Below are 25,542 nucleotides of genomic sequence, written 5' to 3' on the forward strand. Positions count from 1 at the left end.
CCCAACGGGCCGTCGTCGTATCCCTTAATCAACACCCCGTAAGCCTGTCACCAGCCACTGGCATGGCTCGCCCGGGGACCAGCACGGAGGTCCTGGCAGTTACGGGACGACCCTTAGCCTTGCGCTTTCATGAAGCGGGCTGTCCGACCGGTGGAGGCAAGCGAAAAGTGCCTCTGACTAGCAGGAATGAGGATTTTCGAAGTCCTTGGTCCTGCCACTTTCGGAGGCACTTCCCGGGTGCGGTCGCTTTTGATCTGGCCACCATCACCGGCATCAGCGATGCGAAGGTCTGGACCCCGACCGGCTACAAGGCTGAGACCGAACCGGCCAACGCCTAATGAGACGCCGGGCCGCACACCTCAACGGGCGGACCATGCGGCATCCAGCGGATGTCGATCAACTGCGCTGCCACATGGTCGCAGTGAACTCGACCTGCGTCGGAGGATCGGTAACTGAGTTCCGATTTCCCCCAACGAAGCGAGTGATCTCGGCGCTGACGATGTTCCCCTTGTCTGTGGCGAAGCAGAACTTTTGATGGAGCTTGATCGGCCACTCCGACATCCTCGCTTCGGTGAACCCACCAAGGTTGGCGCTACGAGCACAACCTTCGGCATCCTTCGGTGTCTCGTCGATCTGCGCCGCGTTCCGCCCCTCCCGAACCATCAGATAGCCCCAGAGGTCGTTGCTGTAGATCAAATCCTGCTCAAGCGGCTGCCCTTGCGACTCTGCATCCTTCTTCAGCTGTTTCCACTGGCCCTCGGACAACGTCCGAGAGGCTGGCTCATCGAAGTCAAGCACCCCAACACTCGGGAAGTTAGGCAGTCCGAGCTGCATCTTCTGATCTGTGTAGACGGCCGTGTACGTCGCCTTCGGCCGTGACGCGGATGGAGAAGGCAATGCCGCGCCAGACGGCTTGGCCTCAACCCCGGCGCCACTGTCGCCGGATGGAGCACGTGATTGTGACGCTGAAGGTGTGCCATTCCCGTCACCCTCTGACTTCCCGCCGTCAGAGGTGGCGATGGTCGTTACTGAGGTGATGATGACGCCAATCAGGGCGCCAACTGCCGGAATTAACGCCACAACGACGCCAACCTTCCCGACCTCACTCAAGCCCCCAAACCAGTCACGCATCCGCCTCCAGGCCGACTTCCCGCCCGAAGGTCCTGGTGGAGGTCCTGGTGGAGGTGCTGGCGGAGTTCCGGCGTTCGGACTCCCGGATGCTGTGGTCATTCTGAGTCTTCCTCCTGCACCACTGAACAGGCCACCCCCTACGTGGCCTGATGGGCCGACAGCCTAGTGGACGGCCAACTCTCCGCAGTGACAGTCGACTTGATGGGCGCACGACAGGAGAGGAGCGGCTTTGCCCTACGTAACCCTCGACGAGCTGAAGGGCCCTCGACGGCCGTCGGCTCACCGCGTTCGCCGCCAACACCACCGGCATCCCTATCGGCGCGCGACGACCGAGGAGGCATCCGTGCCGCCCGCGCCACCGGCCTGCACCACCCGACCGGAGCCGTGGAACCCGGCGTCCACCGGACGCAACAGTCGGGCCATCAGCCTGACCATCCCGAGCCCGAACAAGCGAAACGGCCCGCCGAGGAATCCGACGGACCGTCACGAAATATCGAAGCTAGCGGGCGAGGGTCCAGTTCGTGAGGCGGTCCACGATGTCGAGGACTGACCTGCGTGCGCTGGCCGAGATGAATGCGAATATGACGAACGAGGGGATGAGCGCCACGATCACAACCAGCGCGGGCAGCAGGCGGACCACGATGGTGCAGAAGTCAAGCAGGGCGTGGAGGGTCCGGGTCTGAGACAGGAGGTCGATCAAACGGTCCAGCAAGGTGTACTCCTCGGATGCGCGAGCGGGGTCACCTGGTTTCCGCCTGAGGGCATACGTCTCCTCGGACGGTGCCCTGGTAGGGCAGCCAAGCGAATGAAGAACCCCGCTGGCCCGCGTTTCGCGAGTCAGCGGCAGGCTCGGGACCTGCTGCGCATCTGTCTTCCCTTGCATATCGACCTGCGGCACCGGACGGAAGTCCAGCGGCTACGTGAATTTACCGGCCGCCGGACTGCCGTTCAAGGGTGAATTTTGGTCACTGTCTAAGGGCTGTCCCGTAATCCCCGGCGGGCGCACGACGCCAGCTACGGCACCTCGCTGCGTTGTCGGGACGCCCGAATACGCCCAGTATGCGGGCGCCCCTCCGCCTTGCGATGCACCGCATCTGACGCCGTGCGCTGATCCACCGGGGATTACGGGACAGCCCTTAGCGTCGGCAGGAGTGTTTCGCTGGGGGAGAGGACTCGAACGTGGACGATCCTGCCGCAGCTGTGCGCCCACCAGCTGTGGCGCGTCGGCTTCCCGGCCGGGCAAAGCCGCGCACGGCCGTCCTGCGCGAGTACGACTCCGGTGCTGTGGCCGTTCTTCGCGCCGGACCCGGACCGTTACTACCGATGGCGGGTTCAGCTGGATTGCGCATGCATCAAGGAGCTGCTGACACCGGACGACTGCACCCCGCCGAGCGAGAGGCAGTGGCGTGGCCTCGGGGATGGTGAAGCATTGCCGCCGGGACAGGTGTACTGCCGGCACGATGATTCCTCTGATGCCCCCTACCGCGACATCGTTGAGTGGGGAGACCGGCGAGAGGTGAGCTTTCCTGCGGACCCGGTGGAGCCACCCGAATGGGCTGATGACGACGTGTGGGCCGTGATGCGCCACGATGAAGCACACACGTCGGCCTTCTGGATGGTGACGCTGGCCTGCGGACACGTCGAAGAGGTCGTAGCGCCAGCCCTCGACTGGAAACCCGATGATGGGCCTCGCTTGGCCGAGGCCACGAGGGTGAAACAGATGATCGAGGAATTCGAGCAGGTCTGGGATTCAGACCCGATGCTTCAATCTGAACACCAATGTGAGCACACCCGCCGGATGCTGGAGGCAGGCTGGCCGCGTCCGAGGCCGGAACGGTCTTGCCATACGTGTCCCCACGCTCGCGCGATTGTCGCGTATCAGCGCGTGGGCTGGCTCATTCCCCGGAATGAGGCGCCGAAGCCCGAAACTCCGCCGCCGACTCGCGCTGTCTTGGAGCGCCGACTGCGCCGGGCCGAGGCCGAGGCGGAACGGCTACGAGTGCAGCTCGCCGGGCACGAGGAGCGACAGGACGACTGACAGCCGGGCCTCATAAGCTCCAGCACTGTTACGGATCGGAGCCCTTCCGCTCCCACTCACACGGGCGGCGTTGGATGGTCGGGCGAGAGGCAGGGCGAAGCCGGTGCCGAGTTCGCCGGACTGGATCGCCTTGTAGTAGTCCGCGGTCTCCCGGCCCTCTGCCGAGGGCGTCATGAAGGACTCGGCGACGCAGGTCAGAGCCTGGCTGTACTTCAGGCATCCCCAGCGTTCCGCGAGCCCGCGGCCGGCTCCTCGCCGGGACAGGGCGATGGCTTGGCCGAGGGTGTGCAAGACATCCCAGGGCGTGAGCTGGACGGTCCGGTCCAGCTCCTTCGCGGGTATGGGGCGCAGGCCCGACTTGCGCCGGAGCTCGTCGAGCTCCTCCTCCTCGCGGGCCTTGTCGTCCTCGGCAGCGGCTTCATCGACCTTGCCGACCAGCCCGGTGCTGGAATGAGCGGAGATGTTGGAGGGCTGGACGAGCTCCTTCAGTACGTCAGCGGCTGGCTTCAACCTGTTTCCCTTACGGCTCGCTCGGGTGTGACAGACCAACATCGCAAGCTATGCAGTGGGACAGGGGCATGCACAGGGCGTACGCGGGCACGTCGCTGCCTCGGGGCCCTGCTGAGAGAACGAGCCATGACCCAACAGGCGCTTTTACGCCTGCGGCGTTCCTCACCCACACTGACGGTCAGGGACAAGGGGAGGGAACGGGTGGCAGCCCGCAAGGCGAAGTGCCAGTCGTCCTGACGTATGCGCCGGGACAACCGGCTCGCCGTGGGAGCCGTCGACGGTATCGTCGTCCTGGGCGTTTTCAAGTCGTTATGGGCCGAAATCTGGCCCCACCTCGTCGGGAGTCTGGTCATCGGGGCTCTAGTTGGTGGAAGTGCTGACTGTGGAAACTGCTTGTCACGGCTTTCTGGAGTCCAGTGTCCGGACGTCGTAGGAGCCGAAGAAGTCCTGGCAGTCACGGGCGAGTCGGTCGTAAAGGGCTGCTGCTCCTCGGGTGTCGCCTGACTCTGCGCCTCACCTGCGCCGACGAACTGCACGGACCTCGTCGGCGGTCTCGGTCGGCTTCAGCGCCCCGACCCCGATGCCCTGAGGCAGACGACCCGGGAAGCCGTACGGCACTTCGCCCCTTCGCCCCCCAGACCCTGTTCCGCTGCCGGAACTGGCCGACTGCCAGGAGAGACCTTCCCGCACGCCTCGAGCGCAGGGTGACGGCTCACAGGACGGCTGGGACGCCATCCTCGTCATCGCGCCCGGGCTCGGCGAGGTTGTGGCGGGGGTGACCGTGGCGTGCCAGTGACGTTCTCCGACCCCGATGTCGCCTGACCGCGATCGGCGCCCGTCACACGCCCAACTCCCTTATTCAGGCACGAACATGCGCAGCGAGAGACAGAATTGCGAGCATGTTGAATCAAGGTGATCTGGAACAGGGCATCCGCACCCTCGCCGACGACGAGGCCGTCCGCGCGCTCACGGCGCTGGCGGAGGAGCGCGGGCTGCTCCCCGCCGCGCGGCAGCTGTCCGAGGGCGGCGATGAGCTGCGGGCGGAGGTGGCCGCCGTGGAGCTGGAGCGGTACGTGGGGGCGGACCAACCTGAGTTTTCCGACGGTGAGTTGGCGCGCCGCTTACTGGAGTATGCGGCGGCGCTGCGCGAGGACCTGGCGGACACGGTCGGCGAGGCCGTCGCCTACGCATGCTCGCCCATGGAACGGCTCGACCCCGTCACGCTGCCGGTCGCGGCGCTCGCCGTCACGCTCCTGCAGACCGAGGTGGTCCTGAAGCGGGATCCGCGCGGGAGGTGGAGCCTGACCATCCACAAGCGGGCCCTGCGGGACTCCTCCCTCGGCCGGGTCCTGACGGCCCTGCTCTCGCAGATCACCAGCGGCAAGTAGCCGGCGGACCGGGAGGGGGTTCGCGATGACGGTCTCGGTGAGGGCGCCCTACGCGTGGCACTGCGAGCAATGTGTCCAGGAGCGGGGGGCTCCTGTCTGGCGCGTCATCGACGCGCGGGAGCGGGCCGACGTGCTGGCGGCACCCGTCCCCGGCGTCCCGGGTGTCTCCTGGGTGGACTGCCCCGTCTGCGGGACCAGGACGCACATCGAGGCGCCGCTGCTGGTCCTGCGCCCGGGCGCGGCAGCGCCCCTGCTGCTGGCGGTCTCCGTCGCGGAGCTCGGGGGCGGTCCGCCGCCCTCCGGGGAGCCCCTGCTGGCGGAGGCCGCGCTGGCCGGGGCCTTCCTCGGCGGCGTCTTCCCCGGGGAGGCGATCCCGCTGCCGCGCAGGCTGCTCCCCCACGTCCTGGCCCGCGACCTCGAACGGGACCTGGCGGACCCCGAGTCGGCATGCCGGGAGCTGGAGCCCGAGGGGGCGCCGACGGTCGCGAACTACCGGATCTTCCTGGAGTACCTGGGGGAGGCACGCGCCGACTCCCTGGTCGGGGAGCTGCTGACCGCGGTGCTGCTCGGCCTGCCGGACGCCCTCGCGGAACTCGTCCGTACGCACCCGGAGCTGACGGACGGCACCCGGGTGCGCGACGCGGGCCGCGAGGAGCTGCGCAGGGCGGCCGAGACCCCCCTCAAAGAGGTGCTGCGCATACGGCAGCGGCTCCTGGACGAACTGTGCGACGGCCGGACCACTCCGGACACCGCCATGCGCCGCTACTTCGAGTCCCTGGGGCGCTTCGACGCCGGTCTGCGGACCCGGCTGCACGCGATGTACCTGGAGGCCCGCGACACCGACGGGCCCGAAGGCATCCCGCTCGCCCGCGAGGCGCTGGAGCTCGCCGCCGGCCTGGGCGAGGAGGGCATGGAGACCGAGCTGGCCGCGCGGCTCGGCGAACGCCTGGTGCTCGCTGTGCACGCCGGGCTCGACGCCGATCCGTCCGAGGCCGTCCGGGTCCTCGAACGCGCCCTGAGCCGACTGCGCGAGGGGACTCTCCAGTGGGTGGAGGTGGCGAACAACCTGGCCAGCGCCCACCACCTGCGGGACGACGGCGACCGGTTGGAGATCTGGGAAGCCGCCCGCGACCTGCTGGCGCGCGCGACCGCGCTGGACCGGGGCGAGTATCCCGAGTACTGGGCGCGGGTCCAGACCAACTACGGCCTGCTCCTCTCGGAGCGGCCCGGCGGGGGCCCCGAGGACCTCACCCTCGGCATCGAGCACATCAGGGCGGGACTGGAGGAGCGGGCCCCCGAGCGGGACAGGGTCGCCTGGGCCTACTCGATGGTCAACCTCGGCCTGCTGCTGTATCGGCGCGCCGGGGTGGAGGACCTCAGGGAGGCGGAGCAGTGCTACCGGGACGCCCTGAGCCACCTCGGCGCCGGTGACGACCCGGCTCTGTGGTCCCGGATCCAGTGCAATCTGGGCGACCTGCTGCTGTCCCGGGATCCCGTCGACGCGCGCGGCGCCCGGGAGGCGGCGACGGCAGCGCTCGCCCTGTCCACCGCGCGCCCCGGCCTCCTGGACACGGGCCGCATCGCCTGGCTGCTGGCCCGGGCCATGGACCACATCGACGGCCCGGGCAGCGCAGACGGCCTCCGGCTGCGCCACGCGGCCCTGGGGGCCACACCGGCCACGGTGTCGCCATCCCTGCACCTCACCATCGGCCGGGAACTCCTCAGCGCGCACGCCTCGGCGGAACGCTGGAGCGAGGCGGCCGATGTCGCGTCCGGCATGCTGACCGCTGTGACCGCGCTCTACGACGCCCAGGTCACCGGGACCGGCCGCCAGAGCGTCCTCGCCCAGGTGAACCGGATCGCCCGCTGGGCCGCCTTCCTGCTGGCCCGGGCGGGGCGTCCGGAGCGTGCAGTCGAGGCGATCGAGGGCGGAGTGGCCTGTGAGCTCTCGGTGGTGGCCGGGCGAGGGGCGGCCGACCTGGAGGCCCTGGGACGGATCGACCCCGCCGCCGCCCACCGCTACCGGCTGGCACAGGCCCGGTACCGGTCCTCGGTCGGCGAGGCGTTCGCGGCGGCGTCCGGCGGCCCCACCGTCGCCGGCTCCACGGCGAGCAGGGAGGCCGCCGCCGAACGCGGCGTGCGTGCGGCGATCGCGGAGATCCGTGCCATCCCGGGCTTCGAGCGCTTCCTGCGCACCGACGGGCTGGCGGACATCGTCCGCGCGGCGGGCGGGCGTCCGCTCGTCTACCTGGTGAACGCGCCCTGGGGCAGCTACGCCCTCGTGCTCCCCCGCAGCTCGGGTGAGTCGCCCGTGGTACGGGCCGTTCCCGTTCCGGGGGTGAGCAGCGAGACCGTCACAGGCCTCTTGGTGCTGGACCCGGCCGACGGCACCCTGGGCCTGCTCCTCGCCCAGGAGGCCGGAGCGCTCCGGCGCAGGCGTCTGCTCCCGCAGGCCCTGGACCGGCTCGCCGCCCTTGGACCGCTCCTGCACCCGGTCGCGAGAGTCCTCGCGGAGGACCCGGAGCAGGAGGCCGTCGTCGTCCCGACCGGTCTGCTGGGCCTGGTCCCCCTGCACGCCGTGCCGCTCGGGCCGGGGGCGGGAGAAGTGCTCGACGACATCGGCACCGTGATCGTCTCCCCCTCCGCGGCCGTGTACGCGGCCTCCCGCGTCGCGGCCGCCCGGCCGCCGGAGCCGGTGCCACGCCTGGTGGGGGTCACCGACCCTGACGGTTCGCTCCCCGGTGGACGCGGTGAACTCGCCCATATCCGCGAGCTGTTCGAGCCGCACGGCGAGGCCCGCTGCGCGGTGGGGCCCGAAGCCACCGTGGACTGGCTGCTCGGCCAGCTCGCCGACACCTCGTACCTCCACATCATCTGCCACGGCAGCGGCGAGTTCGACGGTCGGGGCGGCTCCCTGGCCCTGGCCGACGGCCGCCTCGACATGGACACCCTGGTCCAACACCGGCTCCCCGCCTGCCGGCTCGCGGTGGCCAGCGCCTGCCAGTCCGGCCACTACGAGGTCGTCCGGGCTCCGGACGAGTTCCGCGGGCTCGCGGCGGGATTCCTCCAGGCCGGGGCGGCGTGCGCGGTGGCCGGGCTGTGGCTGGTGGACGACATGGCGACCGCGGTGCTGATGGCGCGGTTCTACGAGCTGCTCGCTCCCGCTCACGGGTCCGGCGGGCTGCCCCCGGTGGCCGCCCTGCGCCGGGCCCGCATCTGGTTGCGCCGGCTCACCTGGGAGGAGCTCGCCCGGTATACCGCCTCCAGGCCCCACGTGGCGGCCCTGACCGAGCGATACACCTCCCGGGCGATGACCGGCGAGCGTCCCTTCGCCTCGCCGGTCCACTGGGCCGCGTTCACCGCATGGGGAGTGTGAGCGCCCGCCCGGCTCCGGGCCCCGTCAGTCCGTCTGCGTCGGCCCGTTCGAGTCGAGCCTGTAGCGGGAGACGGGGCCGTAGGGCGATTGCGGGGTTCTGATCTGCATCGTCGTGTAACGCCCGCCGACCAGACCCGTGAGGGTCACGGTGGCCGGGTAGTGGACCTCGCTGCCATTCGCGCAGTTGGGGCGGCAGATCACCATCCACTCCTGCTCGCTGGCGTGGGCGGTGGACAGACCCCAGTCCGACCAGGTCAGGCCCCTGAGCATGCCGTTCCCGTCTCCGCAGTGGAGCAGGACCGATTCGGGTTCCTCCAGGTAGTCCCCGAAGCAGCTCACGATCGAGGCGGGCCGCGTGCTCGACCGTGTGGTGACCGTCGTCGGAGCCTGCTCCGAGGGTTCTGGTGCCGCTGAGGGCTCGGGCGCGGGCGGGGTCGGCTCCACGGTCGGCGTGCGGGGTGCCTCGGTGCCGGGGTCGCGGGTCGGCTGCGCGGACCCCAGAGCGGTCGGGTCTCCGGCCGGCTGTCCGGACGCCGTCACGGTCGCCTCGGGGACGGCGACGGTGCCGGTGCCTCCGTCGCGGCCGGGCACCAGGGCGAGCACGGTCGCGGCGATCGCGAGGCCGGCGGCGATGCCCGCGCCGACGGCGAAGCCGCGCCGGGCCGAAGCGGGCGGGGGCGCTGGGTACGGCGGTGCGGGCTTGTCGAGGACCGGCGCCACGGACTCCGGGACGGCAGGCCGCTTCCCCAGCTCGACCCGGAGCCGCTCGATCTCGGCCTGCTGCTCCGCGATCAACTCGTGAATCTCCTGCGGCCAGGGACGCGGCGAGGGCGCCAGGCTCCCGAGGGACTCTCGCAGTTGGGCCGCGCTGGGCCGGGCGGCGGGGTCCTTGGCGAGGCAGCGGGCCACAATCGGGCGGATCCTCGCCGGCAGCCCGCTGAGGTCGGGTTCGGTGTGCACGACGTTGTACAGGGTCTGCGGCAGGGAGGGCCCGGTGAACGGGCACGCGCCGGTGCACGCCATGACCAGCACCGTCCCGAGGGAGAAGATGTCACTGGCCGAGTCGAGCGGCGCGCCCTGGGCCTGCTCCGGGGACATGAACCCGGGTGAGCCGACCAGCCAGCCCGTGGTCGTCAGCTCGCTGCCCTCCTCGCTGTCGGCGGCCCGGGCGATGCCGAAGTCGATCACGCGGGGCCCGTCGTCGGTGAGGAGCACGTTGGACGGTTTGAGGTCCCGGTGCACCAGGCCGACCCGGTGGATGTCGCTCAGGGCCGAGGCCAGGCCCGCGGTCATGCGCAGTACCGACTCCTCGGGCAGCGCCCCGACGGTCGCCACGGCGTGCTGGAGCGACGGTCCGGGGACGAACTCCGAAGTCAGCCATGGTTCGGGGGCATCGGCGTCCGCGTCGATGATCGCGGACGTATACGCTCCGGAGACCTTGCGGGAGGCTTCCACCTCCCGGCGGAACCGGGCCCGGAACCCGTCGTCCTCGACGAACTGCGAGCGCACCTGCTTCAGTGCGACCAACCGGCCGTCCGGGGCGCTGCTCAGCAGGACTCGGCCCATCCCACCCCGGCCAAGTTCCGCGATGGTCCGGTACTTGCCGACCGCCACCGGGTCGGCGCCTTCTAACTGTTTCATCCTGTCCCCCTACAGCGGACGATCCGTCAGGGACCGAGTCTCCGCGCCCGACTGGCCCCGGACAAGACGATCGGGCCTCCTGCACGGATCGCCCGCCGCGGAGTCCGGGGTTCGCCCAACGGGCCTGCCCGCATACCGGATACTCCCGCCGGGCGGAAAGTTGGCCACAAGCGTTTCCGCAGCGCTCGTGCGTCATACCGGTAGTGGCCATGAACGGACTGCGCCGGCGTGCTTTCCTGACTGCGACGGGGGCCGTCGGCGTGCGCGCCGTCAACGGCACCGCGGCCATGCAGGCGGCGCGCAGGGCCGCCCGTACGACGGGGAGCGGCGCACCAACTCCTCCTCCGACCCGCGGGGACTGCGCTTCCGCGGTGCCGACTTCCGCTGCTACCGCGCCAGGGTCACGCCCAGATCAATGGCCAACCCAAAGAAGTCCATTGCTCCCCAGGCTGCTCCCATCCTGCAGCCGACACCCGGGCCGGCCGGCATCGCGCCAGTTTGCATCGGTGGAGCCTCCTGCTGTCCCGTGCCTCCGGATATGACCAGGCCCTTTCTTCACCTTGGAGGGGAACCACGAGTCCGGCAGGGAGTCAGAGGACGCGAAATAGCCGGCGCAGCGGCCTGGCGGTGCGTCGGAAAAGTCAGCAGTCGGTCAGCATGAGTCCTGGAAAATCCTGGGGAAGCTGACCGAACACGCGAATCGTTGTAGGGTGCCGAGACCGCCCTTGACCTGCGCGAAGCAGGCAGGGAGCAGACACACCGGGAGTATTCGCATGCTTCGCACCATGTTCAAGTCCAAGATCCACCGGGCCACCGTCACCCAGGCCGACCTGCACTACGTCGGGTCCGTGACCGTCGACGCCGACCTGCTCGACGCCGCCGATCTGCTGCCGGGGGAGCTCGTCCACATCGTGGACATCACCAACGGCGCGCGGCTGGAGACGTACGTCATCGAGGGGGAGCGGGGGTCCGGGGTCATCGGGATCAACGGGGCCGCGGCGCACCTCGTGCACCCGGGGGACCTGGTCATCCTGATCAGCTACGCGCAGGTCGAGGACGCCGAGGCGCGGGCGCTCAAGCCGCGCGTCGTGCACGTGGACGGGGACAACAGGATCATCGAGCTGGGGGCGGACCCGTCCGCCCCCGTGCCGGGAACGGACCAGGAGCGCAGCCCCCACGCGGTGGCTGGCTGAGGGGAGTCGGGGACCATGGCGATCGAGTTGCTGGACGAGCGCAAGGCGGGGCGGCTGCTGGCCGTCGAGGACGACGCGGTGGTGGGCTTCATCGCCTACTTCGTGCTGGAGGCGCAGCCGCACGCGCTGGTGGCCGTGCACACGGTCGTCGAGCCGGGGCACGAGGGGCGGGGGATCGCCGGGGACCTGGTGAGCCGGTTCTACGAGATCGCCGCGGAGGAGGGGGTGGCTGTCGTGCCGCTCTGCCCCTACGCCGCCCGGTGGGCCGCCAAGCACCCCGAGCGGGCGCCCGTGGCGCCGGGCGAGGTCGTCGACGCCGCCATCGCGCAGCTGGACCGGGACTCGGCCCTCTGGTGACCGGGCTGACCCTCCTGCACACCTCGCCGGTGCACGTCCCCGTCTTCGACGCGTTGCGGGACCAGACGCATCCGGGGGCCGTGCTGCGGCACCTGGTGGTTCCCGAGCTGCTCGACCGCGCCCGGGAGCTCGGGCCGGAGGCGGTGGCGGGGCAGGCGCGCGAGGTGCTGGAGGGGGTCCGCGGGCCCGTGCTCGTCACCTGTTCGACGGTGGGGGCGGTCGCGGAGTCGCTGGGGCCCCTGCTCGGCGTGCCCGTGTCGCGCGTGGACCGGCCCATGGCGGCCGAGGCCGTACGGCTCGGCCCGCGGATCGTCGTGCTGGCCGCGGTGGAGTCGACGCTCGGACCGACCGGGGAGCTGATCGCGCAGGAGGCCGCCGGGCGGCCGGTGAGGGTGCGCGGCCGGCTGGTGGACGGGGCCTGGGAGCGGTTCGAGGCCGGAGACGGCGACGGCTACCTGGAGGTGGTGGCGCGGGCGGCGGAGGCGGTCGAGGACGCCGACGTCATCGTGCTGGCGCAGGCTTCCATGGCCGGGGCCGCCCGCCTCGCGCGGACGCGGGTACCCGTGCTGTCCAGCCCGGCCGCCGGGCTGGCGGCCGCGCTGCTCGGCGGGCATACGGGCTGAGATCGGGGGAAGGTGGGGGCTATGGTGCGAAACGCAGAGCAGACACAGCCCCCGGTCCCCGAGCCGGAGCCCGTCCCCTCGCCGGACCCGCCGCTTCCGGGACCCGGGCCGGTGCCGCGGCCGGTGCCGCCCGTACCGCCGCCGTTCCCCGAGCCCGACCCCGTACCCCCGCCGCCGGGACCCGCTCCGATCCCGCAGCCGGGTCCGTTGAGCTGAGCCCGGCGCGCGGTCAACTGCGGTGGCACAACGGCTGGTTGTGGCCCTTGTCAGGACATCGGGGCGCCGTTAGGTTGTGCGGTTCCTGATGTCTTCCAGGGGGGCTCTCCCATGGGTGTACGGGGCCGGCACCGCCGGTATCAGCCGAGCAGCATCAACCGGGCCTCGCTCGTCGTCACCGCAGGTGGCGCCGGTATCGCCCTCCCCCTCATCGGCGCCGGGGACGCCCAGGCGGCCGCCGTCGACACCTGGAACAAGGTCGCCGCCTGCGAGTCGACCAACAACTGGCAGACCAACACCGGCAACGGCTACTACGGCGGGCTCCAGTTCAGTCAGAGCACCTGGCGCGAGTTCGGCGGCACCGCCTACGCCCCGCGTGCCGACCTGGCCACCAAGGACCAGCAGATCGCCGTCGCGGAGAAGGTGCTCAAGGGGCAGGGGCCCAGGGCCTGGCCCGCCTGCGGGCCCCAGGCCGGGCTCAGCCGCAGCGCGGCCGCCCCGGGCGGGCAGACCGGGCCCGCCGCCAAGCCGGCCGCCAAACCCGCCGCGCAGCCGCAGCAGCAGGCGCCCAAGGACCGGATCCAGCCGACGAAGGCCACCACCGGCACCCCCGTCAGCATGCCCCACCCGACCGGCACCACCGTGCTGCCGAACCCGTACGTGGTCGCCCCCGGGGACTCGCTGTCGAGCATCGCCTCCCAGCAGCACGTCGAGGGCGGCTGGCAGGCCCTGTACGAGACCAACCGGCAGACTGTCGGCGGCAACCCGGACATGATCTTCCCGGGCCAGCGGCTCACCCTCCGGATCACCGCCGCGCCCCCCGCGCAGAACCCCGAGAAGCCGCCGCGCACCGCCGAGCCGGTCAAGCCCGTGGAGCCGGCCGGGCAGCAGGACAAGCCCGAGACCAAGCCCGAGACCAAGCCCGAGACCAAGCCCGACGGCAAGCCCCAGGCCAAACCCGAGGCCAAACCCGGGCCCGAGCAGGCCGCCAAGCCCGCGCAGCCGCCCGCCGAGCCCGCCGAGAAGCCCGCCTCAACGGAGCAGAAGCCCGCCTCGGGAGGGTTCACCGCCCCCGTCGACGCCGGCCTCGGCACCGCCTACCACGTCGCGGGCTCCTCCTGGTCGAGCGGCTACCACACGGGCGTCGACTTCCCCGTGCCGACCGGGACCGCCATCAAGGCCGTCGGCCCCGGCACCGTCGAGTCGGCCGGCTGGGCCGGTGCCTACGGCTACCAGGTCGTCATCAAGCACGCCGACGGCCGCTACTCCCAGTACGCCCACCTCTCCGCGCTCGGCGTCAAGGCCGGCCAGCAGGTCTCCGGAGGCCAGCGGATCGGCCGCTCCGGCTCGACGGGCAACACCACCGGACCCCACCTGCACTTCGAGATGCGCACCAGCCCCGCCTACGGCTCCGACATCGACCCGCTGAAGTACCTCCGCGGCAAGGGCGTCGGCATCTGAGGCGTACGCGGGATCTGACCCCCGCACGTGCGGCGGCACGGCCGTGAGCAGGATCAGGCCGGCCGCCGCCAGCACGCCGCTCGCCAGCGCCGCCACCGCCCCGGCGGTCCCGTACCGGAAGCCCTCCTCGAACAGGGTGACCCCCACGGCCGCCGCCACCACCGGGTTCACCACCGTCACCGTGGCCAGCGGCGCCGTCAGCCCCGCGCCCCGGTAGGCGGCCTGCGACAGCAGCAGCCCGAACGCCGCCAGCACGGCGATCGCCGCCAGGTCCGGCCACGTCCCCAGCAGCCCGCCGGGCGCGAGGCTCTCCGCCACCGACTTCGTGAACACCGAGGCCATCCCGAAGGCCGTCCCGGCCGCCGCCGCCAGCAGCACGCTGCGCAGCACCGCCCGCCGCATCCGCCCCGAGGCGAGCACCAGCACGGACACCGCCACCGCCGTCACCGTCAGCAGCAGGCCCCGCTCCCCGCCGGCCAGGGCCTGACGCCCCCGGCCCTCCCCGCCCGTCAGGGCCAGCAGCCCGGCCAGCCCCACCGTCGCGAGCACCGCCCCGCGCCAGGCCGCCGCACCCGCCCGGCGCCCCACGAACGCGGCCGCCATCGGCAGCGCGAAGACGATGGTCAGCGCACCGAGCGGCTGGACCAGGCTCAGCGGCCCGTACGCCAGCGCCACCACGTGCAGCAGGGCGCCCAGGCAGTTCAGGGTGACCGCCGCCCACCAGCCCGGGCGGCGCAGCGCGGCCACGGCGCGGCGCTGCGCGGAGCTCGCCGCGACGTGTTCCTGGAGGATCGCGCCGCCCGCGTACGCGACGGCCGACACCAGGCAGAGCAGAACCGACAGGGCCAGGGCACTCATGGGATCCACCATGCCGCAACCGGGCCCCTGGTTCATCCGTCCACGGGCCCCTTGATCGAAGCCCGAGTCATCCTCCTGGCATACACCAGAGGGAGTACGCGCAAGCCGCGCCCGCGGGGACGAAGGACCTGATCCCCTTCCATACCGTGACAGGACGCTCGCGGTCGGTGAGGGTACCGCGAACGGGTTTGGTCCCGGGCGTGTCGGATCCGTACAGTTTCCGTTTCGGGACTTCCGCAGCAGGCGGACGCGGACGAGCGAGCAAGGAACGGCAGCGGCCATGACGGTGACCGATACCGAAACCGACACCGGAGACAACCAGGCATACGGGCCGGGCATCGACCCCGAGCGCCTCGCCGTCTGCCTCAGCGTGCTCGACGAGCTCGACAAGATCGACGTCGACCACCCCGACGCCATCACCGTACGCCGCGCCACCGCCGGCATCTACCGTACGGTCAAGCAGCGCCGCCGCCAGGAGCGCCGCGCCGCCAAGACCGCCAACGACAAGGCCGTCACGGAGGCCACCGCCACGGGCTCCGCCGAGCGCATCGACGACGAGACCGAGGGTCTCCTGCCCACCTCGGTCACCGAGTCCGGCCGGATCGCCGGGATACTCCAGCGCCCGCGCTCCTGCTACGTCTGCAAGACGCGCTACGTCGAGGTCGACTACTTCTACCACCAGCTCTGCCCGGACTGCGCCGCCCAGAACCGGGCCAAGCGCGAGGCCCGCGCCGACCTCTCCGGCAAGCGCGCGCTCCTCACCGGCGGCCGGGCCAAGATCGGCATGTACATCGCGCTGCGGCTGCTGCGTGACGGCGCCCACACCACGATCACCACCCGCTTCCCCAAGGACGCCATCCGCCGCTTCAAGGCGATGGAGGACTCGGCGGACTGGATGCACCGCCTGGAGGTCGTCGGCATCGACCTGCGCGACCCCGCCCAGGCCGTCGCCCTCGCCGAGCAGGTCGCCGAGGCCGGCCCGCTGGACATCCTGATCAACAACGCGACGCAGACCGTGCGCCGCCTGCCCACCGCCTACGCCGCGCTGGTCGAGGGCGAGAGCGCCCCGCTGCCGGCCGGCGAGCTCCCCGCCCACCACGTCATCGGCGCCTTCAACTCGGGTGCGGTCGACGGCCTGGCGGCGCTGCCCGTCGGGGTCAGCGGGCTGGAGGCGCAGAAGGTCGCCGACCTCGCCCTCGTCGCGGGCAACGCCAGCCTGGAGCGCCACCTCGCCGGCACCGCCATCGACGCGGGCGGCCTGCTGCCCGACGTCGTGGAGAGCAACACCTGGGTGCAGACCATCGACCAGATCTCCCCGGTGGAGCTGCTCGAGACCCAGCTGTGCAACTACACCTCCCCCTTCATCCTGATCAGCGCGCTGCGCGCGTCGATGGCCGACGCCGCCCGCAAGGCCTCCAGCGGCCGGGCCTACGTGGTCAACGTCTCCGCGATGGAGGGCGTGTTCAGCCGCGGCTACAAGGGCGCGGGGCACCCGAACACCAACGCCGCCAAGGCCGCGATGAACATGGTGACGCGGACCAGCGGCCAGGAGATGTTCCAGACCGACCGCATCCTGATGACCTCGGTCGACACCGGCTGGATCACCGACGAGCGCCCGCACTTCGACAAGCTGCGCCTGGCCGAGGAGGGCTTCCACGCGCCCCTCGACCTGGTCGACGGCGCGGCCAGGGTCTACGACCCGGTCGTCCGGGGCGAGGCCGGCGAGGACCTGTACGGCGTCTTCCTCAAGGACTACGCGCCCGCCAACTGGTAGCCGTACCACGGGCCGGCCCCTTCCCCGCCTCCGCGCGGGACGGGGCCGGCCCGTCATCCGTTCGGGTCAATCCCGGCGTCAGAGTTGGTAGGCCCCCGCCGCGACGAGTTCGAGCACCGGACGCCAGTCATCGACGACCCCGGCGTCCAGCCCCGCCGCCCGCCCCGCCTCCGCGGCCCGGTGCAGGGCCTCCGCGTCCTCGCCCGCGGCCGTGGGCCCTCGCAGCAGCCGGGCCACCCGGTCGCCCAGCAGCGGGCGGACCGCCTCGGCCGCCTCCGCCCCGGGGAGCCCGCCCAGGCCGTGGACCAGCCCGGCCACCTGGAGCTCCTTGTCGTACGGGTGCGAGCGGCGCAGCAGGGCCGCGGTCCGCAGCCCCAGGTCCCGGTCGGGCGCGTCCGGCCCGCCGTGGCGGGCGTGCAGCAGTTCCATAAGCTCGTCGACACTGCCGATCGCGGGCACCCCTGACCTGGCCATCGCCGCTTCCCTCCGTCGTCCGCGCTCGCACGCCGCCGCCCCCGCCGAGCAGATCAGCCCTGGTGGACACGCCGGAGGGCGACTTCCTGAACTCGCGGCGAAAACAAGCGGTCCAGCGTGGATTTTACCGTTCCATCGAGCGGCACCCCGCTCATATGTGTACTCTGAGGCGCAAGGATCCCCACCCGGGATCCGCTCCACCAAGGCGCCACCGCGTCCGGAAGACCTTTTAATTTCCCTATCCGGCATGCGGTCGAGCCTGCCGGGTTACGCGACACAAGGGAGTTCGCGGTGACTGAGACGACGAAGCCGAACCCGACCATGGAGCTGACGGGACGGGCGCCCACCCGCTCCGACGAACTCGGCAGCCTCGAGGTCTGGGCCCGATCCGCCCCCATCCGGCTGGCGGGCTACGAGGACGACCTCGCCGAGCCGCACATCCTGCCCGGCATCGACTAGGGCCCGCACGCGCCCGGGCCGGACCCCGCCAGAGCCACCGGCCCACGGCGCGCCCCACGCCCCCGCCCCGCCCCCCATGGTGGCGGGGCGCGGCGCGACCGGCCGGACCCGGCCGGAGGTTCCCGTTCCCGATCAGCCCTCAGCGTCATCGCTGACGGCGATCACGGCTTTTCCCGCCCCGCCCGCCCGGGCAGGCTGACCGGCATGAAGAAGCTGCTGATGCTGGGCGGAACCGAGTTCGTCGGCCGCGCGATCACCGAGGACGCCCTGGACCGGGGCTGGGAGGTCACCGCCTTCCACCGGGGCCACCACGCCCCGCCCGCCGGCGTCCGCGCCGTCCACGGCGACCGCACCGCCCCCGGGGGCCTGGACGCCCTCGCCGACGGCGCCGGCTGGGACCTCGTCGTCGACACCTGGAGCGGCGCCCCCACCGCCGTGCGCGACACCGCCCGCCTGCTCGCCGGCCGCGCCGGACACTACACCTACGTCTCCACCCGCTCCGTCTACACCTACCCGGCACCGGCCGGCCTGACGGAGGACGGCCCCGTGGTGGAGGGCTCGCCCGACGCCGGAGCCACCGCCTACCCCGAGGACAAGCGCGGCGGCGAGCTCGCCGCCACCGCCGCCTTCGGCGACCGCGCCCTCCTGGTGCGCGCCGGCCTGATCCTCGGCCCCTACGAGAACGTCGGCCGGCTGCCGTGGTGGCTGGGCCGCACCGCGCGCGGCGGCCCCACCCTCGCCCCCGGCCCCCGCGACCTGCCGATGCAGTACATCGACGTACGCGACCTCGCGCACTGGACCCTCGACGCCGCGGAAGCCGGCCTCGGCGGCCCGTACGACACGGTCTCCGCCCCCGGGCACACCACCATGGGCGCTTTCCTCGAAGCGTGCGCCGCCGTCACGGGAGGCACCGCCGAGCTCCGCTGGACCGACCCGGAACGCATCGCCGAGGCGGGCATCGAGCCCTGGACCGAGCTGCCCTGCTGGCTTCCCCCGGGCGAACTCCACGACCACATGTTCCGCAGCGACGTCACCAAGGCCCTCGCCGCCGGCCTGAAGTGCCGCCCGGTCGAGGAGACCGTCGCCGACACCTGGGCCTGGCTCCGGTCGATCGGCGGTACCGCACCCATGCGGCCCGACCGCTCGGCCAAGGGCATCGATCCCGAGCGGGAGGCGGCGCTACTCGGGCTCGGCCGATGAGGCCTCCGCGAGCCGGGTCGGCGGCATGTACTCCCGCAGCAGCCTGCGGTGCCACCAGGCGCCCGTCTCGCGGAGCTCCCGCCAGGTGGTGAACCGGTAGCGGTACAGCCTGGCCCGCACGAAGCGCGGCGGGGCGTCCGGGAAGGGGTTGTGGCGCAGCAGCCGCAGCGTGTCCCGGTCGCCCGCCAGCAGCCGCTCCACGAACGGCCCGAACCAGTCCCGCGCGTAGCCGGGGGAGAGGGCCGCGAACCACATCAGCCAGTCGAGCCGCAGATGGTAAGGGGCGAACTGGCGCGGGATCCGGTGCAGTTCACCGGGCTTGCCCTTGAAGCCGTACTCCCGCCAGTCGCCGTCCTCGCGGGGGATGCGGTCAGCGGTCCCCTCGACCACCACCTCGTCGCGGATCCGGCCCACCGTGCCGAAGGCCCCGTAGGTGTTGACCAGGTGCAGGGAGTCGAAGGAGCGGTTCATCACCTGCCGCCGGGAGACCATGTTCAGCACCGGGTGCCGGCTCAGCACCAGCACCAGCACGGTCACGGCGCACACCAGGACCACGTACCAGAGGGGCGCCCCGCGCGAGGCCGCCGCGGGGGGCGGGCCGGCGAGCCCGGTGAAGTCCACGGCCGACAGGGCCACCGTGATCGTCAGCCAGTTCAGCCAGGCGAAGTTCCCCGAGAGCACCAGCCACAGCTGGGTGGCGATCATGATCCCGGCCGCGTACGAGGCCACCGGCTGCGGGGTGAACAGCAGCACCGGGACCGCCAGTTGCGTGACGTGGTTCGCGGCGCACTCCACCCGGTGCAGCGGCTTGGGCAGATGGTGGAAGAACCAGCTCAGCGGCCCCGGCATCGGCTGGGTCTCGTGGTGGTGGTAGAGGCAGGTCAGCTGCCGCCAGCAGACGTCCCCGCGCATCTTGATCAGCCCGGCGCCGAACTCCACCCGGAACAGCACCCACCGCAGCAGCCACAGCACCAGCACCGGCGGCCCCGCCCGGGCGTTCCCCAGGAACACCGCGAGGAAGCCCACCTCCAGCAGGAGCGACTCCCAGCCGAAGGAGTACCAGGTCTGGCCCACGTTGACGATCGACAGGTAGAGCAGCCACAGCACCGCCCACATCCCCATCGCCGCGCCCAGCGGCACCAGGTCCCCGGCCCCCGCCGCGAGGGCCGCCGACAGGGCCGCGCCGGTCCAGGCGCAGCCGGCGAAGAGCCCGTCGGAGTAGCGCAGTTGGAACAGGCTCGGAGCGTGCCGGAACGGCACGTACCGCACGTAGCGCGGGACGGGCAGCATGCCGTGCGCGCCGATCAGGGCCCGGAACTGCAGGGCGGCCCCGGCGAAGGCGAAGAGGTACACCCCGGCCAGGGCCCGCTGGAAGACCAGCCGGCCCAGCCAGTACCCGGGGGCGGTGAACCAGTCCATCGACTCCAGTATCAGACGGCGGCGGCCAGCGCGCGCAGGCGGCGGCCGAGGAGGCGGGCGTAGGCCCGCTGGAGGACGGGGACGAGCGGTCCCGCCAGGCGCGTGTACCAGACGGCGGGGCGGCTGAAGGCGGTCACCTCGAACCACACGGTGCCGTCGGCGGCCAGCTCCACGAGGAAGGACTCCTCCCCGCTCTCCGGATGCCCGGCCAGGGTCCCGTAGGCGAAGCCGGCCAGGCGGCCGGGGGAGTCCGGGGTCCAGATCACCTCGCAGGGCACGGTGATCCGCAGCGGGCCGACGCCGAGGCCGATCTCCACCCGGGCCCCCGGGACGGCCGGGCCGTCGGCCCGGACGCTCGCGCCGGTCGCCCGGTGCATCCGGAAGGAGGAGACGGCCGCGCCGGCCGCCTCGAAGGCCGCCCGGCCGTGCCCGACGCGGGCGCGGTAGTGCAGGTGGTGGTAGCCCTCGGGCAGCGGCCGGAAGCGGGTGGCGCCCCGGTCGGGGTAACTGAGGACGCTGCGGCCGGTGCTGGTGAGGCGGGTCACGGGGGTCTCCGTTCGGGGTGCGGTCGGGGTCAGGCGGGGACGGGCGCCGGGCGGCTGCCGGAGTCCCGGTCGGCGGCCAGCCGCCGCCACGCCAGCAGCGAGCACAGGGCGAAGCCCAGCGCGTTGCCGAGGCCGTGGGTGGCGGCCATCCAGGTCAGGGTCGGGTGGACGACGCCGGTGGCCTCGCCGGCGGCCCACCACAGGGCGAGCAGCATCGTCGCCGCCAGTACCGAGGACGAGACCGTGAGCAGCGCGCCCGTCACCCGGTCCCGGGCGGCGGGCCGCAGCTCGCGCCAGGTCACCAGCGCCACCGTCCACATGCCCCCCGTCAGCACGACCGCACCCAGCAGCTCGGCCCAGTCGTCCACGAAGTACCCGAGCAGCACGAGCAGCGTCCCCGCCGGCACGCTGTACGCCGCCCAGCGCGCCCGGTGTGCCGCAGCCGCCGACCGGCACACCAGCCCGGCGACGAGGGCGGCCGTGAACCCGGCGAAGTGGAAGTGCGGGACGGTCAGGGCCAGGACGCCCAGGTCGAAGCCGAAGAGCCGGTACCCCGCCCGCTCGGCGACCAGGGCGGTCGCGGCGACCGAGGGCGAGGCCAGGGCGGTCAGCACCGCCACCTCGGCCGGGGCGGGGAAGCGGGCGCCCCCGGACCGCGCCCGGGCGGCCCCGCGGCGCAGCCGGGCCCCGGCCGCGCACAGGAGGGCCAGGGCGGCGGCCGCGTACAGGGCGGCGAGCGCGGTGGCGGCGCCCCCGCGCGGCAGCCACAGCGACAGCGCACCCGGGGCGGCCGCCCACGGCCACAGCCGGACGGCCCGGCGCAGCCCGGCCGGATCGATCAGCCGCAGGCCGACGGGGACGGCGTAGAGCATCCCCAGGGCGACGATCAGGTTCACGAGTACGGTCACGACCACTCCTTTGAACGTGTTCAAGGATGCTGAGCGCCACCCTAGGGCTTTTCTTGAACGCGTTCAATGCGCGGGAGGCGTGCATCTGCCGGAACTCCGGTTGCGGCCCCGGGGCTGATGCGGCAGACAAGAGAGGAGCAACCGGGGCGAAAAGGGAGATCCAGCGTGAACGACGAGAACGACGTGCCCGCACCGACATCCCGTCAGGCGCCGCGCCGTCATGTACCGGCCGGCGCCGCCGTCTTGGCGCTCCTCGGCCTGATCGCCGCCGGGTGCGGCGCGCAGGAGCCGGAGCAGACCAAGGGCGCCGCGGCCGAGAGCCAGGAGCTCACCCTCCAGCCGGTGGGCGCCGCCGGACCCGACCCCTTCACCGCCTCCACCTCAACGGCCGAGTCGGCCCCCGTACAGCCCCCCGTGCCGAACAAGTCCGGCCAGGGCATCCGCACGGTCGGGGCCGCCACCCCCGGCCTGTACGGCGGAACGAACCGGCTCGGCAGCTGCGACGTCGAACGCCAGGCGGCCTACCTCACCGCCGACGACGCCAAGGCCCGGGCCTTCGCCCAGGCCACCGGCATCGAACAGGAGAAGATCCCCGAGTTCCTGCGCGGCCTCACCCCCGTGGTGCTGCGCGCCGACACCCGCATCACCAACCACGGCTTCCGCGACGGCCACGCCGACGGCTACCAGTCCGTCCTCCAGGCCGGCACGGCCGTCCTCGTGGACGACCACGGCATGCCGAGGGTCCGCTGCGGCTGCGGCAACCCGCTGGCCGCCCCCCGCTCCGCCAAGGGGAACCCGGTGCTCAAGGGGGAGCAGTGGAACGGCTACCGGCCCAACCAGGTCGTCGTCATCGAACCCACCATCCAGCCGATCAAGAGGCTGGTCATCGTCAACCTCGCCGACAACACCTGGATCGAGCGGAAGGCCGGTGACGACGGCGCCCAGGACAAGGCGCCGAAGGTACCGCCCCCCTACGACCCGGCCGAGGGCATCCCCAACAGCCCCCCGACCCCGCCGGACGACCCCTCCGACCCCTGCGCCACGGCAGGCACCTCCGGCCCGCCCCGGACCGCCCCGCCGACGGCACCTCCCGCCCCGCCGTCCGGCCCGCCCTCGGACCAGCCCCCACCGACCGGCCCGCAGCCCCTGCCGGAGACGGCCCCGCCGCTGGACGCCCCCTCCACCGGCGGGCAGCACCTGCCGGAGACGGCCCCGCCCCTGGACGCCCCCTCCGCCGGCGCGCAGCACCTTCCCGAGACCGCCCCGCCGCTGGACGTCCCCTCCGCCGGCGCGCAGCACCTTCCCGAGACCGCCCCGCCGCTGGACCTGCCCGGGCAGGCCGGACCCCTGGGCGCGCCCGCCGAGACCGCACCCCTGGACGCCCCGCCCGCCGCCGGCCCGCCGGGAGCCCCGGCCCAGGCCGGGCCCCTGGACGAGCAGCTGCCCGTCCCCGCCGAACCCGGCGTCCCGGGCGAGGCCGGCGTGCCCGGACCGCCCTCCGCCACCGGCCCCACGCCCACCACCCCCTGCCCGTCCGACTCCGCCCCCACCGCCCCCGGCGGGCAGACCCCTCCGCAGGCGCCCGCCACCCCGCCCCCCGGCGACCTCCCCAGCGGCACCACCACCCCCGCCGACCCCTTCTCGGACGTTCCCACCGCCCCCACCGCCCCCCTCGCCCCCGTCCCCGCCGAACCCGGCCTGACCCCGGACCCCCAGGACGTACCGACCACCGGGCCGGCCGCGCCCGCCGACCCGTTCGGCTTCCCTGACCAGCAGCCTGGCACCGACCAGGGCGCCGACCAGAGCCCCAACCTGGAGAGCGCCTGACCCCGCGCTGTGTCATGGTGGACCGGTGCCGAGCACCGTATCGCTGCCGGAGGACTGGCCCGCACACCCGGACCGGTCCCTGTCACTGAACCGGATGGGCAGTTTCGACTGGGACCTGGTCACCGGGCTCATGCACCTGGACACGGCCGCGCTCGACGTCTTCGACACGCCGCCCGACGACTACGACGGGCGGCCGGAGACGCTGAACCGGCGCGTCCCGCCCGCCGAGGCGGCCCGGCTGGACGCGCTGGTCTCCAGCGCGCTCAAGAACGGTTCCGACAGCTACGGCGCCTACTTCCGCATCCGCTGCCGTGACGGCCGGCTCCGCTGGACCCACACCCAGGGCCGCGTCATGCGCGACCGCGACGGCCGCCCGTTCCGCATCATCGGCATCGTCCGCGACGCCACCGAGGAGCTGAGCCATTCTGCCGAACGCCTCGGCCTGGACGAGGAACGCCGCCGCCAGACCTCCGTCGTGGAATCCACCACCGCGGCGCTCGCGCACGCCCGTACCGTCAAGGACGTCATCGACGTCATCGGCGACGCCCACGGGCTGGAGCGGCTCGGCTCGATGGGCATGGTGATGGGCCTGGTCGAGGCGGGCCGGATCCACCTCGTGGCGGAAGGCCCGGAGGGAAGCTTCGTCCCCGGCACGCGCTACACGCGCATCGACGAGGAGTACCCGATGAGCGAGGTGGTCCGCTCGCTCCAGCCGAGGTTCCTGGAGTCCGCCGAGGAGTTCGCCGAGGGGTACCCCGCTCTCTGGGAGAAGATCTCGTACATGCGGATCTCGGCCGCCGCCTACCTGCCGCTGATCGCCCAGGCCCGCCCGATCGGCGCCCTCGGCCTGCTGTACGAGGACAAGGAGGGCTTCACCCAGGAGGAACGCAACCTGCTGGTCGCCCTGGGCAGCAGCATCGCCCAGAGCCTCCAGCGGGCCATGCTCCTGGAGCAGGAGCACGACCTGGCCGAAGGGCTCCAGCAGGCCATGCTGCCCCGCCGTATACCGGACGTCCCGGGCGCCCGGATCGCGGTCCGCTACCGGTCCGCGAGGATGGGCCAGGACATCGGCGGCGACTGGTACGACGTCATCCCGCTGCCGGGCGGCCGCGTCGGGGCCGTCATCGGCGACGTCCAGGGCCACGACACGCACGCGGCCGCGGTCATGGGGCAGCTGCGCATCGTGCTGCGCGCCTACGCCGCCGAGGGGCACTCGCCGGGCACGGTGATGGCCCGCGCCTCGGTCTTCCTGCACGAACTGGACACCGACCGCTTCGCCACCTGCACCTACGCCGAGGCCGACCTCTCCACCGGGGTGCTCCAGGTGGTCCGCGCCGGCCATATCGACCCGCTGCTGCGGACCCGGGACGGGGAGTGCCGGCGGCTGCCGGTGGAGGGAGGGATGCCGCTGGGGCTGTCGGCGGAGTTCGGCCGGCTCGAGTACCCGGTGACGACGGTCGAACTGGACTACGGGGAAACGCTCCTGCTGTGCACCGACGGCCTGGTGGAACAGCCCGGAGCCGACCTGGACGACGGCATCCGGCTGCTGACCGGCATGGTCCGCGAGGGACCGGACGACCTCCAGCTCCTCGCCGACCGGCTGTGCGAGGTGGCCGACGAGCGGGGCGGGGACGACGACATGGCCCTCCTGCTGCTGCGCCGCGAGGGCGACGACACGGGACGCGCCGGCGGCGGCCGGCTCCAGCAGCACGTCGCCCAGGGGGACCCCGAGGCCCTTGTGGCGGCCCGCCACATGATCGGGACGGCGGTACGGGCGTGGGGTGCGCGCAGCCGGGCCGACGAGATCGAACTGGTCGCGGACGAACTGATCGTCAACGCCCTGATGCACACCGACGGCCCGGCGATCGTGACCCTCCGCGTCCTGAGCGGACCGCAGCGGCGGCTGCGGGTGGAGGTGGAGGACCGCTCCAGCGCCCTTCCGCGCCGACGGGAGGCGGGCGAGGCGGGGGTGTCGGGGCGGGGCCTGATGCTGGTGGACCGGCTGGCGGACGTGTGGGGGGTGGAGCCGAGGGGGAGCGGCAAGTGCGTGTGGTGCGAGTTCACGGTGTAGCCGCCCCGGCCCCGCGCGGCGCCGCCCGCCGTCCCCGGCCCGGGTCGCGCGGTCCCCGCGGGGGCGGCACCCT

Annotated in this window: 20 protein-coding genes and 1 pseudogene; 12 read left to right on the forward strand and 9 right to left on the reverse strand. The window is 72.6% G+C overall.

The window, feature by feature from the left end; all coding sequences use genetic code 11:
* Positions 1–396: 396 nt before the first annotated feature.
* Entirely contained in the window at positions 397–1,131 is a 735-nt protein-coding gene (locus tag BX286_RS36160; RefSeq protein WP_148710302.1) for a hypothetical protein, read from the reverse strand.
* A 499-nt stretch (positions 1,132–1,630) separates the two neighbouring features.
* Positions 1,631–1,843 (reverse strand): hypothetical protein, encoded by a 213-nt coding sequence (locus tag BX286_RS30960; RefSeq protein WP_121016967.1) that lies wholly within the window; start codon positions 1,841–1,843, stop codon positions 1,631–1,633.
* 567 nt (positions 1,844–2,410) lie between these two features.
* Between BX286_RS30960 and BX286_RS36165 the strand changes: the two genes are divergently transcribed.
* On the forward strand, positions 2,411–3,169 hold the full coding sequence (locus BX286_RS36165) for a hypothetical protein (protein ID WP_148710303.1): 759 nt from the start codon (positions 2,411–2,413) through the stop codon (positions 3,167–3,169).
* On the opposite strand, the gene BX286_RS30965 is transcribed toward BX286_RS36165, so the two are convergent.
* Positions 3,125–3,679, reverse strand: a complete 555-nt coding sequence (locus tag BX286_RS30965) for a hypothetical protein (protein WP_121016968.1) — start codon at positions 3,677–3,679, stop codon at positions 3,125–3,127. The two genes, BX286_RS36165 and BX286_RS30965, sit on opposite strands and share 45 nt — an antisense overlap.
* Positions 3,680–4,578: 899 nt before the next feature.
* Between BX286_RS30965 and BX286_RS30970 the strand changes: the two genes are divergently transcribed.
* Positions 4,579–5,067 carry a hypothetical protein gene (locus tag BX286_RS30970; protein ID WP_121016970.1) on the forward strand — a complete coding sequence of 163 codons (489 nt, stop codon included), beginning with the start codon at positions 4,579–4,581 and terminating at the stop codon, positions 5,065–5,067.
* A gap of 25 nt (positions 5,068–5,092) precedes the next feature.
* Entirely contained in the window at positions 5,093–8,443 is a 3,351-nt protein-coding gene (locus tag BX286_RS30975) for a CHAT domain-containing protein (RefSeq protein ID WP_121016971.1), read from the forward strand.
* A gap of 24 nt (positions 8,444–8,467) precedes the next feature.
* Here BX286_RS30975 and BX286_RS30980 read toward each other — a convergent pair whose 3' ends face one another.
* Positions 8,468–10,084 (reverse strand): serine/threonine-protein kinase, encoded by a 1,617-nt coding sequence (locus tag BX286_RS30980; protein WP_121016973.1) that lies wholly within the window; start codon positions 10,082–10,084, stop codon positions 8,468–8,470.
* Positions 10,085–10,857: 773 nt separating this feature from the next.
* Between BX286_RS30980 and panD the strand changes: the two genes are divergently transcribed.
* The 4 genes from panD to BX286_RS31005 all read left to right on the forward strand — a co-directional run bounded on the left by panD (position 10,858) and on the right by BX286_RS31005 (position 13,934).
* The gene (gene panD, locus BX286_RS30985) at positions 10,858–11,277 is read left to right on the forward strand and encodes an aspartate 1-decarboxylase (RefSeq protein WP_079430798.1); all 420 of its coding nucleotides are present in this window, start codon (positions 10,858–10,860) and stop codon (positions 11,275–11,277) included.
* A 15-nt stretch (positions 11,278–11,292) separates the two neighbouring features.
* Positions 11,293–11,634 (forward strand): GNAT family N-acetyltransferase, encoded by a 342-nt coding sequence (locus BX286_RS30990; protein ID WP_079430799.1) that lies wholly within the window; start codon positions 11,293–11,295, stop codon positions 11,632–11,634.
* Positions 11,628–12,257, forward strand: coding sequence for an aspartate/glutamate racemase family protein (locus tag BX286_RS30995; protein WP_121017779.1), 630 nt, complete (start codon positions 11,628–11,630; stop codon positions 12,255–12,257). The genes BX286_RS30990 and BX286_RS30995 overlap by 7 nt, the downstream gene beginning before the upstream one ends.
* 327 nt (positions 12,258–12,584) lie before the next feature.
* The gene (locus tag BX286_RS31005; RefSeq protein ID WP_121016975.1) at positions 12,585–13,934 is read left to right on the forward strand and encodes a transglycosylase family protein; all 1,350 of its coding nucleotides are present in this window, start codon (positions 12,585–12,587) and stop codon (positions 13,932–13,934) included.
* Positions 13,935–14,054: 120 nt separating this feature from the next.
* Here the strand turns inward: BX286_RS31005 and BX286_RS31010 are convergent.
* Positions 14,055–15,131: pseudogene (locus tag BX286_RS31010) on the reverse strand (DMT family transporter); the annotation flags it as partial.
* Here BX286_RS31010 and BX286_RS31015 point away from each other — a divergent pair.
* On the forward strand, positions 15,073–16,566 hold the full coding sequence (locus BX286_RS31015; protein WP_079430801.1) for an SDR family NAD(P)-dependent oxidoreductase: 1,494 nt from the start codon (positions 15,073–15,075) through the stop codon (positions 16,564–16,566). The pseudogene BX286_RS31010 and the gene BX286_RS31015 sit on opposite strands and share 59 nt — an antisense overlap.
* 78 nt (positions 16,567–16,644) lie before the next feature.
* Here the strand turns inward: BX286_RS31015 and BX286_RS31020 are convergent, their stop codons facing one another.
* Entirely contained in the window at positions 16,645–17,040 is a 396-nt protein-coding gene (locus BX286_RS31020; RefSeq protein ID WP_079430802.1) for a hypothetical protein, read from the reverse strand.
* 291 nt (positions 17,041–17,331) lie between these two features.
* Here BX286_RS31020 and BX286_RS31025 point away from each other — a divergent pair, with 291 nt between their 5' ends.
* Complete coding sequence (locus BX286_RS31025; protein ID WP_187344317.1) at positions 17,332–17,499, forward strand: hypothetical protein; 168 nt, start codon at positions 17,332–17,334, stop codon at positions 17,497–17,499.
* 204 nt (positions 17,500–17,703) lie between these two features.
* Positions 17,704–18,699: an NAD-dependent epimerase/dehydratase family protein gene (locus BX286_RS31030; RefSeq protein WP_121016977.1), complete on the forward strand. Its 996-nt coding sequence runs from the start codon at positions 17,704–17,706 to the stop codon at positions 18,697–18,699.
* Here the strand turns inward: BX286_RS31030 and BX286_RS31035 are convergent.
* Genes BX286_RS31035 through BX286_RS31045 form a run of 3 tightly spaced genes read right to left on the reverse strand, consistent with a single transcriptional unit; the run spans position 18,679 to position 21,571 of the window.
* Positions 18,679–20,118, reverse strand: a complete 1,440-nt coding sequence (locus BX286_RS31035; RefSeq protein ID WP_121016978.1) for a lipase maturation factor family protein — start codon at positions 20,116–20,118, stop codon at positions 18,679–18,681. The genes BX286_RS31030 and BX286_RS31035 overlap by 21 nt on opposite strands.
* A gap of 11 nt (positions 20,119–20,129) precedes the next feature.
* Complete coding sequence (locus BX286_RS31040) at positions 20,130–20,663, reverse strand: DUF1990 family protein (RefSeq protein WP_079430805.1); 534 nt, start codon at positions 20,661–20,663, stop codon at positions 20,130–20,132.
* Between the two features lie 29 nt (positions 20,664–20,692).
* Complete coding sequence (locus BX286_RS31045; RefSeq protein WP_079430806.1) at positions 20,693–21,571, reverse strand: YndJ family protein; 879 nt, start codon at positions 21,569–21,571, stop codon at positions 20,693–20,695.
* Positions 21,572–21,736: 165 nt separating this feature from the next.
* On the opposite strand from BX286_RS31045, the gene BX286_RS31050 reads away from it, so the two are divergent.
* Both BX286_RS31050 and BX286_RS31055 read left to right on the forward strand, forming a co-directional pair.
* Positions 21,737–23,398, forward strand: a complete 1,662-nt coding sequence (locus tag BX286_RS31050; RefSeq protein WP_121016980.1) for a DUF6777 domain-containing protein — start codon at positions 21,737–21,739, stop codon at positions 23,396–23,398.
* A 94-nt stretch (positions 23,399–23,492) separates the two neighbouring features.
* The gene (locus BX286_RS31055) at positions 23,493–25,469 is read left to right on the forward strand and encodes a SpoIIE family protein phosphatase (protein ID WP_079432086.1); all 1,977 of its coding nucleotides are present in this window, start codon (positions 23,493–23,495) and stop codon (positions 25,467–25,469) included.
* Positions 25,470–25,542 lie beyond the last annotated feature (73 nt).

Origin of the sequence: Streptomyces sp. 3211.6, from assembly GCF_003634815.1 — a bacterium.
Taxonomy (GTDB): domain Bacteria; phylum Actinomycetota; class Actinomycetes; order Streptomycetales; family Streptomycetaceae; genus Streptomyces; species Streptomyces katrae_A.